The organism is Vaginella massiliensis, from assembly GCF_900089075.1.
Lineage (GTDB): Bacteria > Bacteroidota > Bacteroidia > Flavobacteriales > Weeksellaceae > Weeksella > Weeksella massiliensis_A.
On the sequence record NZ_LT593745.1, the window covers coordinates 184779 to 197169 of the forward strand.

Genomic DNA, 12391 nt, shown 5'->3' on the forward strand with positions numbered 1-12391 from the left:
AGATTCATCCTAAATTCACTGCAACACTTTATTATACCCGAAAAATTAGACTCCTGCTTCTTCTTTTACCCAATCGTATCCTTTCGCTTCTAATTCTAAAGCGAGTTCTTTTCCGCCTGTTTTGATGATTTTTCCATCGGCCAAGACGTGTACAAAATCCGGTACGATGTAGTCTAACAATCGCTGATAATGCGTAATTACCAATACGGCATTGTTCTCATTTCTGAACGAGTTTACCCCATCTGCCACAACGCGTAGCGCATCAATATCTAATCCTGAGTCGGTTTCGTCTAGAATAGCCAATTTAGGATTGAGCATCAACATCTGAAAAATTTCGTTTCTTTTTTTCTCTCCACCAGAAAAACCTTCGTTCAACGAGCGTGATAAGAAGTCTTTTTTGATGCCGAGTAATTCTGATTTTTCACGAATCAATTTCAACATTTCCGATGCGCTCATCTCTTCTAAACCTTGTGCTTTTCTCGTTTCGTTGATCGATGCTTTGATAAAATTGGTTACCGATACACCCGGAATCTCGATAGGGTATTGGAACGATAAGAAGATTCCTTTGTGCGCTCTTTCTTCTGGAGCTAATTCGCGCATATCTTCGCCTTCGAAAAGGATATCACCTGCTGTAACTTCGTAATCTTCTTTACCAGCGATTACCGAAGAAAGGGTCGATTTTCCTGAGCCGTTTGGTCCCATAATCGCGTGCACCTCACCTGGATTGATTTGTAAGTTTAGTCCTTTTATGATTTCTTTGTCGCCAGCTTCTATCTTGGCGTGTAAATTTTTTATTTCTAACATTATTTTTCAGATTTGATATGGTAGAACTCAGCTATTGGAGCTGCTTGTCTTATCTTTTCTATGATGGTTTACTTTTGATATTCCGTATGCTATCCTACCGAACCTTCTAACGAAATTTCTAATAATTTTTTTGCTTCCACTGCGAACTCCATCGGGAGTTTGTCCAACACTTCTCTCGAGAATCCGTTCACGATAAGCGCAATTGCCTTTTCGGTATCGATACCGCGTTGATTGCAATAGAACAATTGGTCTTCTCCAATTTTTGAGGTGGTTGCTTCGTGCTCTAATTGTGCGGTTTTGTTTTCTATCTCGATATAAGGAAACGTATGCGCTCCACACTGATTTCCCATCAACAATGAATCACACTGTGAGAAATTACGTGCGCCTTCTGCTCCTTTCATCACTTTTACCAATCCACGATAGGAGTTTTGCGATTTACCGGCCGAAATCCCTTTTGAGATGATGGTGGATTTGGTATTTTTCCCGATATGAATCATTTTGGTTCCAGTATCGGCTTGTTGGTAATTGTTGGTTACTGCAATCGAATAGAATTCTCCTACCGAATTGTCACCCTTTAAGATGCACGAAGGATATTTCCAAGTAACGGCCGATCCGGTTTCTACCTGCGTCCAAGATACTTTTGCATTTTGCTCACACACGGCACGCTTGGTTACAAAATTGTATACACCGCCTTTCCCTTCACTATCACCAGGATACCAGTTCTGCACGGTAGAATATTTGATTTCTGCGTCATCCATGACCAACAATTCTACCACAGCAGCATGCAATTGATTTTCGTCTCGCATTGGAGCTGTACAGCCTTCTAGATACGAAACATAAGATCCTTCATCTGCAATCAATAAAGTTCGCTCAAATTGCCCTGTTCCAGCCGAATTGATTCGGAAATAGGTTGACAATTCCATTGGGCAACGAACGCCTTTGGGAATATAACAAAACGATCCGTCTGAGAATACCGCAGAATTCAGAGCGGCATAGAAATTATCGGTCATCGGAACGACTTTCCCGATGTATTTTCTTACCAATTCTGGATGTTCTTGTATCGCTTCTGAAATCGAGCAGAAGATAATTCCTTTCTCTGCTAAAGTTTCACGAAATGTAGTTTTCACCGAAATCGAGTCGATAACAGCGTCTACAGCAACGCCAGTCAGTCGTTTTTGCTCGTCTAACGAAATACCCAGTTTTTCAAAGGTTTTCAACAATTCTGGATCGACCTCGTCTAGACTTGCCAACTCTTTCTTTGCTTTGGGAGCGGCATAATATCGAATTGCCTGAAAATCGGGTTTCTCGTATTCTACATTTGCCCAGTCTGGCTCTTCCATCTTCTCCCACGCTCTGAAAGCTTCTAAGCGCCAATTCAGCATCCATTCTGGTTCTCCTTTCTTTTCAGAGATGAGACGAACAACTTCTTCATTGAGTCCGATCGGAAAATCTTCGTATTCGATATCGGTTTCCCATCCAAACTCATATTCTTTTTGTTTGGATAGATCTTCGCGTAAGTCGTCTTCTGTATATTTTGTATTGCTCATTTTTAATCAAATTTTTATTATACGGCAAAACTTTCGCCGCAACCACATGTTCTAGAAGCATTCGGATTGTTGAACACGAATCCTTTCCCGTTCAATCCACCAGAATACTCCAAGGTCATCCCTACCAAATACAAAAACGATTTTTTGTCTACGGCAATGCGAACGCCGTTGTCTTCGAAAACCTTATCGTCTTCTTTCAATTCTTTGTCAAAAGAAAGGTTATACGACAATCCAGAACAACCTCCACTGGTCACCCCTACGCGAACGTAAGTTTCTGCCAATGTTGTGTTTTCTTCTTGTAGTAAGGATATTATTTTGTTTTTTGCTTCTTCTGTAACTTTAACCATGTTTAATTTAGATTAATTCTATGCAAAGATACAGCTTATAAACGATTAATTGTATCGACTTCTATAAATAATATCAATTGTTTAACTTATAAAATCGATTATTGAAATCCGAGTTGTTTACGAACTCTTTTCAGTACTTCTTGTGCTACATTGCGTGCTCTTGATGCTCCGTTTTCTAAAAAAGCATCCAAGCTTGCTTTGTCGTTGATCAAGGTATTGAATTTTGTTCTTGGTTCGGCATATTTTTCTAAAATCAATTCGTACAATGCTTGCTTTGCATGGCCATAACCATACCCTCCGTTGAGATAATTCTGACGCATTTGCTCGGTCTGTTCTGCTGTTGCCAACAGTTTGTACAGCGCAAACACATGATCTGTATCCGGATTTTTCGGATCTTCTAATGGCGTAGAATCTGTCGTGATCGACATAATCTGTTTGCGCAACTCTTTTTCGGGTAAAAAAATGTTGATGAAATTGTTACGAGACTTCGACATTTTATTCCCATCTGTACCTGGAACCAACATCACTTCTTCGTTGATTGATGCTTCTGGCAAAACAAAGGTTTCGCCCATCTGACGATTGAATTTCTCTGCAACGTCTCGCGTAATCTCTAAATGTTGCAATTGGTCTTTGCCCACAGGTACCAAATTTGCATCGTACAGCAAAATATCTGCTGCCATCAAGATCGGATAGGTAAACAACCCCGCATTGACATCGGCGAGATAATCTTGCTTATCTTTGAAAGAGTGTGCCAATGTTAAGCGTTGAAAAGGAAAGAAATTCAATAAATACCACATCAATTCGGTTGTTTCGGTAACATCTGATTGACGATAGAAAACAACTTTATTCACATCCAAACCCAAAGCCAACCAACATGCTGCTACTTCATAGGTGTTTTGCCTCATCACTTCTTGGTCTTTGATTTGGGTCAAAGCATGCAAATCTGCAATAAAAATAAACGAGTCGTTTCCAGACTGCTCAGTCATTTCGATGGCTGGTTGTATCGCTCCTAAAATATTCCCGAGATGTGGGGTTCCTGTAGCTTGAATTCCTGTTAAAATCCTTGACATTTTCTTTGCTTTTTTGAGGATGCGAAGATACGCAAGTATTAGTGATTTTAAAAACTTATCCCTTCAAATTCATCATGTTTTCTACTGGTTTTATGATCCAAAACTACAATTCAAAGATGGATTATTGCGTCGCAAGGATTCCCCATTCATTATTATCTTTTAGGCGATCCATATATTGGTACAAATTTTTGAGCGCTTGAGTACCATTCATCCCGTAATCGTAGATATAATGATGTTTTCCGTTGCTGTACCAAACATCTAGATGCGCAGCTGGCACATCGGTGACAGGCGAATTGTACCGCAAAGTATCTGCATCAAATTTAACCTGATTTACCAAGCGGGTGATTTCTTGCCAAGTCGCAGGATTTAACGTTGCTTTAAATTCGCCTTCTGGCTTGCCTTGCAAGGGTTGCTTGTTCGAAAAATTAAAAGCTTCTGCCAAAAAAGTAGATTCAGCATGTGGAACTAGCGTATAGGTATAGATCGGACAAAAACCAAAACACGCGCCTCGAGAGAATTTTATTTTGGTGATGTTCACCTCTTTCTCTGACGTTGTTGGATGGGTGTTTTTACTGACTTGACAATTGGTCAAAAGCAAAATCAATCCGAAGGGTATAAACGCTTTTAGAGACATTTTGACTGAGATTTTTGAATTATGAATTTGAATCATTCAAAAGTTGAACCAAGCTTTGATTTCGGATGGGCTTCTTGTGCATAAAATCGAATAAATCTTAAAGAATGCTAAAAACAAAACGTTTTTTACGCATAAATTGTATCTTTGTTTGAGCTTATGAATAAACAGATTTTTTACGGAATTATCGGTTTTGGATATTTCCTGATCGGAATTTTTACTTGGTATTATAAATTCTTCATCATCTTTTTAGACCCAACACAAGCCATGTTGCTGGGAATTTTATTTATTGTTTATGGCCTATTCAGGATTTATCGTGCATACAAAGCTTTCAAACAAGATTCAATCTCATGAAAATTCTATCCTACATTGCAATTTCTACCTTGGTTTTCTCGCTGTTCATTGGCTGTAAAAAAGAAAAGCAAGAGGCACAGCCAGCAACAGAAAACACCGAAAAAGATTCTTCGCGCCTACAACGCGCTGGTCATACCTTTGGCGAAACTACTTTTGTGGCAGACCCGACTTACAAAAATTTGGTCGAAGCCTGGGTGGCAACTTATACCACCGATTATCCCGATGTCAAAATCAAGGTTGATTACCAAATAGAAGATTTGGCGATAAAGAATTTTTACGAAGGTCTATACCCTATCGCTATTGTTGGGAAAGAGCTCGACGAATCACAACAAAATTACTTGTTCAATAAAACCACAATCAAATACGTACCTTCGCCCATTGCGATGGACGCCACGATTATGGTAACCAGCACTCAAAATCCGTTGGATTCGATTTCGATTTCGCAAATCAAACAAGAACTTTACAAAAACACGAATCAATACATTTTCGACCGAGCAAATTCATCAAACTTCAATACCGTGAACCGTGTGTTGAAAACCAAAGTGCCAGAAGGTGTTAAAGTTTCTTCGATCGAAGATTTCGACGAAATGATTGCGTTTCTCGAAAAAAGTCCAAAAGCAATCGCGTTCATTGGGTATAATGTATTGAGCGACCGAGACAACCCAAAAATAAAAGCGTATTTGACTCGTATAAAAATATTGAAAATCGTAAACGAACAGAACCAAGTGGCAGAAGCAAACCTGTCTAATATGCGCAATGGTTCATATCCATTCACTCGTTTGGTCTACATCTTGAAAAACGAAAAAGGCTTTGGAATCGGCGCAGGTTTTACTCGTTTTGCGGGTTCGCAACAAGGGCAACTAATTGTGAAAAAAGAAGAAATGCAACCTTATTTCTTATACAAAAGAGAAGTTCGGATACAATCAAATGCCTTATAAATACGAATGATTTTTAGTATAAATTTGAATCATAAAAAAACCTTTCGATGGAATCGAAAGGTTTTTTTATTGAAAATAGAATTTTAATGTGCTTCTAAATCTGGATCTCTGTACTGACAACAACTATCGATCGAATGATAGACTTCATCATCAGCTTTCACATGTTCGGTATCGTGCCCAACTGCAGCAATTGCATGCTCTACTTTGTCCAGATCGGTGATGCGCTCGTTTAGGATGAGAGACAACTCTTTGGTTGCCGGATCCCATGTTGCCATTTTTACCCCTTTCACGCCATACGCTGCTTTTTCTATTCGCTGTTTGCACATTCCGCAAACTCCTTCTACCAAAACTTCGTGTTTGGCATTTTTATTTCCTTTGTTTTGCGCTTGAACCGCGAAGAACAATCCGAAAAAAAAGAAGATTGATAATACTTTTTTCATTGTTATTATAGATTACATTGTTAATTAGTCATTTTTATAAAACCTTGAATCGCAAACCTGCGTAAATCATCCTACCAAAAATCGGCGCATACACCATCGAAGAATCAAAGTCTTGACCAAATGGATTATCGCCACCGTAAATTACTCTTTTTTGTTGATAATCTGTTAAATTTTCTCCACCGACATACACTTCGAATGTTTTAGAAAACACACGCGTAATTTGCGCATTGAGTGTCGAATAGGGATTAGAGAACGCCGCCCATTGATTATTTATTGCATTGTCTTGCGAAGAAGGCAATCGTTGTTTGCTGAACCAATTATAGGTGATATCGAATCGCCAATGTGCGCCATTTTCTGCTTCGTGCGTGGTATATTCGGCATTGGCAAAAAACCTGTTTTTCGCTTGCAAAGCTTGGTTCATCCTACCCGAAAGATAATCGGTTTGTATATCATAATATTTGTAGGATGTTCTCAATTGCAAATGATTAATTGGTTGAAAATTGAAATCGACTTGCATGCTGTTGGCAAAAGAATTTCCGTCTAAATTGTAAAAAAGAACTTGATGCGATGAATAGTCGATATCGGTCACGATTTGGTTTTCGAAAGTGGTTCGATAAAAATCAACACTCAGATCTGCATTTCGGTTGAAAAGTCGAAACTTCTGTGCGATACTTCCTCCAAAATTCCAAGCAATTTCCGGATTCAAATCTTCAAAATCACCATGTTCGGTCGCGATCATAAACGTCCGATTACTCGCCATCAAATTTTGATTTTCGGCATAAATATTAGCCAATCTTTTTCCTCTTCCTACCGAAGCTTTGATCGTGGTATCTTTCCAAGGATTGTAACGCAAATGCAAACGCGGCGTAGCAAAAACGCCCATTCGGTTGTGGTAATCTATTCGTCCACCGGTAATAAGGCTAAAATTGGTTAAATTATCGTAATGATACTCGGCAAAAATTCCTGCAGAGTTATCGATTCGATGTTCTTTTGTAGCATCCGACAAGGCTAAATTTTCACGGTATTGATCCCAGGTAAAACTACTACCGAGCGAGAATTTGTTTTTGGTATTATTGATAATCGATTGGAAAATATAATTGGCGTAAAAACTTTTCTGATCAATATCGTACCATCTATTTCCGAAATAACTGTTCTGGTCATGATCCGAATAAGCAAGTTGTAAGCCCATCGATTGAAAAGGCTTTTCTGGAAAAACATATCCAACTTTTGCATTCAGATCCAATCGTTCGGTTTTGATTTGATAACCCCAAACATCTTTCTGCAAAGAACGTAAACTGGGTTTGAAATCTTTTTCTCCACCCCATTTATCATCTTTCATATACCGCGCGGTGGCAAATCCTACCCAACCTTTTTCGGTATTTTGGTATTGCCAACGATTCATCACATTGATTTGTTCACCCAACGGATTGTCTAAAAAACCATCGTGATTGTGGTCATTTTTCACCAAACGAGAATTCCCATGCAAGAACAAAGAAGAGCTCCATTTGTCATTGAAACGATGATTGTAATGTGCATTAGTTTCTACACGAGCATCCGTAGATCCGTAGAGATTCAGGAAAAAAGGAATATCGTTATTGGGTTTAATCAGCTCGGTATTGATTTGTCCAGAAATACTTTCGTAGCCATTAATTACCGGTCCCATTCCTTTGGTAATGAGAATATTTTCTACCCAAGTTCCGGGAGTAAAACTCAACCCATAAGCCTGAGAAGCACCTCGTACACTCGGAATATTTTCTTCTGCAATAAGGATATAAGGAGAAGTTAACCCCAACATTTTTATTTGCTTATTTCCGGTTACCGCATCCGAAAAATTAACATCGATTGACGGATTGGTTTCGAAAGATTCGGCCAAATTACAACAAGCAGCTTTCAGCAACTCTTTTCCGGTCATTTGCATCGCATTGAAAGGTGAATTTACTTTTCGTAAACTTGGACGACGATCAGTAATGGTAACTTCTTTCAGTTGATTGATATCGGTAGAAAAAAGTTGTGATTTGAATGTAATCGTATTAGAAGAATCCGATGGAAGAGAAAATAATTGTTCTTCATTCTCATAAAAGACACCTATATTTTTACCGGATTCTATTGGGATAGAAAAATTTCCTTCTTCATCGGTTATAGTACTTTCGGTGTTTCCTTCCCAAAAAACTTCAGCACCAACAAGCGGCTGTTTTTGTTCATTAACAATTTTACCTGTATACATTTCTTGCGCATACAGACTGCATCCCACCAAAAGAAAAAGTGGGCTTATAATTTTTTTCATTTTAGATTTTTTGATTTGATTAATCGAATTAGCGACAATTGTTATTTACAAACAATTGAAAATTAAAAGATTAATAAAAATCAGGCGTAGAAAATAAACTGTTGATGGATAAGATATATCGGAGGCGAATTTGTATGTATTTTTTGCGTATCTGGCGCAAAAAAAGTAGAAAATCCTACAAACTCATACCACCATAAATCGGTATTTTTATTTGATAAAAAAGTAGAAACAAACGAAACTTTCAGAATATCAACCGATTGTTTATCGATCATTTTTTGTTGCAAAGCAACTTCTGTACAGCAAGCTTCATCCTCTTCATCATCCGGATTCGGGCAACAATTATTGGCTACCTCTTCTTGCTGACAATGATGATTGTTGAGATGATTAATCGAAATACTTTCGGCAACCCCGTGACAAAGATGCATAGATAATGCAATACCGGTATTTGATAAAAACATCAAAACCGATAACAAAAACACTATATATCTTTTACTTATCACGCTGCAAAGTTAAAAACAAATTAACACATTATAAAAAAGTATTTGTTATAATGTGTTAATTTTCTATGATTATACTTCTATGAAATTCACTTCGTAGGTAATGTCTACTCCTCCGGCTGCTAACATATCGTGTACGCTACAATATTTTTTCACCGCTAATTGAGCGACTTTTCTTGCGCGTTCTTCATCGATATTTTTCCGGTAAGATGAAAAACAATATGGATATTGGTAAAAACTTGTGGAATTTCTTCGCGTCTTTTCCCTTCTACTTCTATTTGAATATCGGTAATTACTTGTCGTTTTTTTTAAATATTTCCCCTAAATCGAAAACACTACAACTCCCCAAAGCGATAAAAACCAACTCCATCGGGCGAACACCTTTCCCTTCGCCACCAATACTTTCTAGACCATCGATATGGACTTTTACATCAGATGATTTTGCTGTGGCTTCGAAATGATACGCTTGGTTTACTCTTGCTAATTGAACTTTCATGGTTATGATTTTATAAAATAATTGAACTAGAAAGAGACAACATTTTCTTATTTCCAATCCGTAACCTATGAATCATCCTACCAAAACACTGCTCGAAAATAAGAGTTTTTTCGGTCTGAAAATTGTATCTTTAGAAGACATAATAATATTTTTTATCATGAATAAATTTACTTTAAATAATGGTATTGAGATTCCGACCATTGGTTTAGGAACATGGCATATAGAAGAAGGCGAAAAAGCATATCGTTCAGTCATTACCGCTCTTGAAGCAGGTTACAGACATATAGATACTGCAGCAGCGTACGGAAATGAGAAAAGTATTGGGCGTGCTTTGCACGATTTCGGATTGCCGAGAAAAGAAATTTTCTTGACAACAAAACTTTGGAATACGGATCGTTCTCCTGAAAAAGTGAAACAAGCTTTGCAAGATTCGATGGGAAAATTACAAGTCGATTATCTCGATTTATATCTAATTCATTGGCCGGCCAATGCGAAACAATTTCCGAACGATTGGGCAAAAATAAACGCTGAAACGTGGGAAGAACTTAGCAAAGCTTACGAAAACAAAACTTTGCGTGCGATAGGCGTTAGTAATTTCATGGTCGAACACTAAGAGGCTTTGCTCGCTTCTACCAAAGTGAAACCCGCAGTGAACCAAATCGAGTTTCATCCGGGATGGTTACAACCTGAAGTGGTTGATTTTTGCAAGAAAAATGATATTGCGGTAGAAGCTTGGAGTCCGCTAGGAAGTGGTCGAGTTTTGGATAATCCGGTTCTACAAGATATGGCAGAAAGATAGAATGTGAATGTTGGGCAATTGTGTATAAAATTTGTTTTACAAAGTGGTATTATCTGTTTACCAAAATCAGAAACGCCTCAGAATATCAACCTAAATATTGACGTATATAATTTTGAGTTGAGCGCGAAGGATTTCGAGATTATCAATCCGTTACCAGAGATTGGTTTTTCTGGTTTGGATCCTCATACCGTGGATTTCTAAACTTACACAACTTAGCATAAACAAAAAAAGCACTGTACAAGAAACAGTGCTTTTTTTTTGTGACCCCGGCAGGATTCAAACCTGCAACCGCTGGAGCCGAAATCCAGTATTCTATTCAGTTGAACTACGAGGCCATTTGGGTTGACAAATTTAAAAAGATATCGCAAGATTCAAAATCTTTTTACAGTTAGAAATGAAAAAAGTGCCAATTGGCACTCATCATTAAAACTCCAACTGATTGATAAACTCTTCTTTCGACAAGTTGGCCGTCGGATTTTCTTTTTTAAATTTTTTGTATCGTTGGTCAATTTCTTCGGCTGCTTCTTGTTCTGCTTTATGTTGTACTTCTTCGAAAAAGGATTTTGAAAACTTCGTGTCCAACAATTCATCCATTGTTCGGATGTAGCCACTTTTGTACGCCGTCATGATGTCGTCTCCATACAAAAGGCTGATTTGCTCCTTTTCTAACAATTGTTGCATTTTTTGCAAAGTCAGGGCATACATGCGATCTCTTGGCATTCCCATCCTAATTTTCACATAATTTCCATTAGCAAAATCAGCTTGTGCGTCTTTTATCCCTTGTTCTTCAGACGCGTTGATATTGGATGGATTGTACAACATATCGATGGGTTGTTTATTGGTTTTTGAATTGGCATTCAAGACTTTCGATTTTTCGCAAGAGAACAACGACAAGGTGAAACTCATTGCTAGAATAAATAATTTGTTCATATTTAGAATAATTTATAGGTTAAACCCCAAAAAACGGGCAAATTCATTATGGTATTGTGTTTTCCATAACCTGGAATTACTTTCGATTCCAATCCATTATCCTTTTTTCCTCCGATATAAAATGCTGGATGAATCGAGAAGTCTAAATACAAATTCTTTACCAAATTCATTCGAGCACCTGCAACCAACTCTGCCCAATAAGCATTTACTTTGTTTTGTGGTAACGCATAAGTACTCACCACCTCGCCCGTTGTGAGATCTCGAACCGGAATTTTGGTATAAGTTTGTTCGTAATGCGCATACGCAAAACGGCTTCCTACATAAAATCCACTGGTAGGATTTGCCTCGTCTTCTGAAACCATGTAATTGAATCCTATTTTACCAAACATGCCAGAAACCTCGGCTGCCCAGCTGTTTTCGTTTATCCTATTATTACCAAAACCCACTTCTGCCACGCCATACCAAGAATTGTGTAAACGATATTGGAGCATTGCCTGAAATTCTTTGCGGTCTGTAAAAAAAGATAAAGCAGGCGTGAAGACATCTACCCCTAGCAAAACATCGCCTCTTTGCACAACTTTGGACGGCAGGATAGTATCGGATACAACGCTATCATTCGGCGTTTGCGCGTTACAGAGGATAGAACTGATAATGATTGTAACGATTGAAAACAACGGTTTGTAAATGTAGATTGACTGTTGCATTGTCTGAGATATCTTTGGTTATGGGTTTTACGTTTTTTATCCAACCATCGGGTTGAGCTAACTGATAGTTTACGTTATCGAAAATAATTTTTCCACCACACGAAGTGTTTTCGAACGCCTGTCCCAACTCGTAACGCATGGTCAAAATATCGCGTTGCGTTCGCCTATAACCGATGATGATTCTCTGCCCTTGCTCATTGAGGTGATAATCGCCATTTGCAAGAGTGTCGTACACCGGCAGGTCGGAGCGTCGATAGATTTCAAAAACAATCGGATGATTGGCAGAATCTTTCACGAAAGGCAGATTGAATTGGCGTCCATAAAGCTTACGATGATTGGCGTATTGATAGACGGTATTTCCGTTCTCATCGACACCCAAGATTTGATTATAATATAAGGTATCGGTAAAAACCTCATCGGTTTCTACATTTCGCAACTCCAAAGTAAGCTCTGGGGCAGCGCTTGGGGTACAAATATCTTCGTCTAAACAACTTACCGCAAACGCACAACCTAAAAATAACGCAAATCGAGGGATTCCAAATTTCATACA

15 protein-coding genes, 1 tRNA gene and 1 pseudogene are annotated in these 12391 nt (G+C 38.3%); 4 read left to right on the top strand and 13 right to left on the bottom strand.

Annotated features, from left to right (window positions below):
* Window positions 1-45: 45 nt before the first annotated feature.
* The 5 genes from sufC to BN8061_RS00855 all read right to left on the bottom strand — a co-directional run bounded on the left by sufC (window position 46) and on the right by BN8061_RS00855 (window position 4402).
* Window positions 46-804, bottom strand: coding sequence for a Fe-S cluster assembly ATPase SufC (gene sufC, locus BN8061_RS00835; RefSeq protein ID WP_068595384.1), 759 nt, complete (start codon window positions 802-804; stop codon window positions 46-48).
* Between the two features lie 89 nt (window positions 805-893).
* On the bottom strand, window positions 894-2351 hold the full coding sequence (sufB, locus tag BN8061_RS00840) for a Fe-S cluster assembly protein SufB (protein ID WP_068595386.1): 1458 nt from the start codon (window positions 2349-2351) through the stop codon (window positions 894-896).
* Between the two features lie 17 nt (window positions 2352-2368).
* On the bottom strand, window positions 2369-2698 hold the full coding sequence (locus BN8061_RS00845) for a HesB/IscA family protein (RefSeq protein ID WP_068595388.1): 330 nt from the start codon (window positions 2696-2698) through the stop codon (window positions 2369-2371).
* Window positions 2699-2796: 98 nt separating this feature from the next.
* Window positions 2797-3768, bottom strand: a complete 972-nt coding sequence (trpS, locus tag BN8061_RS00850; RefSeq protein WP_068595389.1) for a tryptophan--tRNA ligase — start codon at window positions 3766-3768, stop codon at window positions 2797-2799.
* A 121-nt stretch (window positions 3769-3889) separates the two neighbouring features.
* The gene (locus BN8061_RS00855) at window positions 3890-4402 is read right to left on the bottom strand and encodes a DUF6438 domain-containing protein (RefSeq protein ID WP_154662230.1); all 513 of its coding nucleotides are present in this window, start codon (window positions 4400-4402) and stop codon (window positions 3890-3892) included.
* A gap of 156 nt (window positions 4403-4558) precedes the next feature.
* Between BN8061_RS00855 and BN8061_RS00860 the strand changes: the two genes are divergently transcribed.
* Together BN8061_RS00860 and BN8061_RS00865 are read left to right on the top strand one after the other, a co-directional pair.
* The gene (locus tag BN8061_RS00860) at window positions 4559-4753 is read left to right on the top strand and encodes a hypothetical protein (protein WP_068595395.1); all 195 of its coding nucleotides are present in this window, start codon (window positions 4559-4561) and stop codon (window positions 4751-4753) included.
* Complete coding sequence (locus tag BN8061_RS00865; protein ID WP_068595397.1) at window positions 4750-5691, top strand: PstS family phosphate ABC transporter substrate-binding protein; 942 nt, start codon at window positions 4750-4752, stop codon at window positions 5689-5691. Before BN8061_RS00860 ends, BN8061_RS00865 begins: the two co-directional genes overlap by 4 nt.
* A gap of 83 nt (window positions 5692-5774) precedes the next feature.
* Here the strand turns inward: BN8061_RS00865 and BN8061_RS00870 are convergent, their stop codons facing one another.
* The 4 genes from BN8061_RS00870 to BN8061_RS12095 form a co-directional block, all read right to left on the bottom strand.
* Complete coding sequence (locus tag BN8061_RS00870; RefSeq protein ID WP_068595399.1) at window positions 5775-6131, bottom strand: heavy-metal-associated domain-containing protein; 357 nt, start codon at window positions 6129-6131, stop codon at window positions 5775-5777.
* A gap of 34 nt (window positions 6132-6165) precedes the next feature.
* Window positions 6166-8415 carry a TonB-dependent receptor gene (locus BN8061_RS00875; protein WP_068595401.1) on the bottom strand — a complete coding sequence of 750 codons (2250 nt, stop codon included), beginning with the start codon at window positions 8413-8415 and terminating at the stop codon, window positions 6166-6168.
* 80 nt (window positions 8416-8495) lie between these two features.
* Complete coding sequence (locus BN8061_RS00880; RefSeq protein WP_162270396.1) at window positions 8496-8915, bottom strand: HYC_CC_PP family protein; 420 nt, start codon at window positions 8913-8915, stop codon at window positions 8496-8498.
* Between the two features lie 289 nt (window positions 8916-9204).
* On the bottom strand, window positions 9205-9408 hold the full coding sequence (locus BN8061_RS12095; protein WP_235802656.1) for an OsmC family protein: 204 nt from the start codon (window positions 9406-9408) through the stop codon (window positions 9205-9207).
* Between the two features lie 157 nt (window positions 9409-9565).
* On the opposite strand from BN8061_RS12095, the pseudogene BN8061_RS00890 reads away from it, so the two are divergent.
* Both BN8061_RS00890 and BN8061_RS12100 read left to right on the top strand, forming a co-directional pair.
* Window positions 9566-10207: pseudogene (locus BN8061_RS00890) on the top strand (aldo/keto reductase).
* 3 nt (window positions 10208-10210) lie between these two features.
* A complete protein-coding gene (locus BN8061_RS12100) occupies window positions 10211-10408 on the top strand; it encodes a hypothetical protein (protein ID WP_235802657.1) in 198 nt (65 codons plus the stop codon).
* A 60-nt stretch (window positions 10409-10468) separates the two neighbouring features.
* Here BN8061_RS12100 and BN8061_RS00895 read toward each other — a convergent pair.
* The 4 genes from BN8061_RS00895 to BN8061_RS00910 all read right to left on the bottom strand — a co-directional run bounded on the left by BN8061_RS00895 (window position 10469) and on the right by BN8061_RS00910 (window position 12388).
* Window positions 10469-10542 (bottom strand) — tRNA-Arg (locus BN8061_RS00895).
* Window positions 10543-10630: 88 nt separating this feature from the next.
* On the bottom strand, window positions 10631-11137 hold the full coding sequence (locus tag BN8061_RS00900) for a hypothetical protein (protein ID WP_068595406.1): 507 nt from the start codon (window positions 11135-11137) through the stop codon (window positions 10631-10633).
* Window positions 11138-11139: 2 nt separating this feature from the next.
* On the bottom strand, window positions 11140-11841 hold the full coding sequence (locus tag BN8061_RS00905) for a DUF6048 family protein (protein ID WP_154662233.1): 702 nt from the start codon (window positions 11839-11841) through the stop codon (window positions 11140-11142).
* Window positions 11768-12388, bottom strand: a complete 621-nt coding sequence (locus BN8061_RS00910; RefSeq protein ID WP_068595410.1) for a hypothetical protein — start codon at window positions 12386-12388, stop codon at window positions 11768-11770. The genes BN8061_RS00905 and BN8061_RS00910 overlap by 74 nt, the downstream gene beginning before the upstream one ends.
* Window positions 12389-12391 lie beyond the last annotated feature (3 nt).

Bases quoted from the DNA above. Each gene is read 5' to 3' on its own strand.
- sufC (WP_068595384.1), bottom strand. From the start codon at position 804: ATGTTAGAAATAAAAAATTTACACGCCAAGATAGAAGCTGGCGACAAA.
- sufB (WP_068595386.1), bottom strand. From the start codon at position 2,351: ATGAGCAATACAAAATATACAGAAGACGACTTACGCGAAGATCTATCC.
- BN8061_RS00845 (WP_068595388.1), bottom strand. From the start codon at position 2,698: ATGGTTAAAGTTACAGAAGAAGCAAAAAACAAAATAATATCCTTACTA.
- trpS (WP_068595389.1), bottom strand. From the start codon at position 3,768: ATGTCAAGGATTTTAACAGGAATTCAAGCTACAGGAACCCCACATCTC.
- BN8061_RS00855 (WP_154662230.1), bottom strand. From the start codon at position 4,402: ATGTCTCTAAAAGCGTTTATACCCTTCGGATTGATTTTGCTTTTGACC.
- BN8061_RS00860 (WP_068595395.1), top strand. From the start codon at position 4,559: ATGAATAAACAGATTTTTTACGGAATTATCGGTTTTGGATATTTCCTG.
- BN8061_RS00865 (WP_068595397.1), top strand. From the start codon at position 4,750: ATGAAAATTCTATCCTACATTGCAATTTCTACCTTGGTTTTCTCGCTG.
- BN8061_RS00870 (WP_068595399.1), bottom strand. From the start codon at position 6,131: ATGAAAAAAGTATTATCAATCTTCTTTTTTTTCGGATTGTTCTTCGCG.
- BN8061_RS00875 (WP_068595401.1), bottom strand. From the start codon at position 8,415: ATGAAAAAAATTATAAGCCCACTTTTTCTTTTGGTGGGATGCAGTCTG.
- BN8061_RS12095 (WP_235802656.1), bottom strand. From the start codon at position 9,408: ATGAAAGTTCAATTAGCAAGAGTAAACCAAGCGTATCATTTCGAAGCC.
- BN8061_RS00900 (WP_068595406.1), bottom strand. From the start codon at position 11,137: ATGAACAAATTATTTATTCTAGCAATGAGTTTCACCTTGTCGTTGTTC.
- BN8061_RS00905 (WP_154662233.1), bottom strand. From the start codon at position 11,841: ATGCAACAGTCAATCTACATTTACAAACCGTTGTTTTCAATCGTTACA.
- BN8061_RS00910 (WP_068595410.1), bottom strand. From the start codon at position 12,388: ATGAAATTTGGAATCCCTCGATTTGCGTTATTTTTAGGTTGTGCGTTT.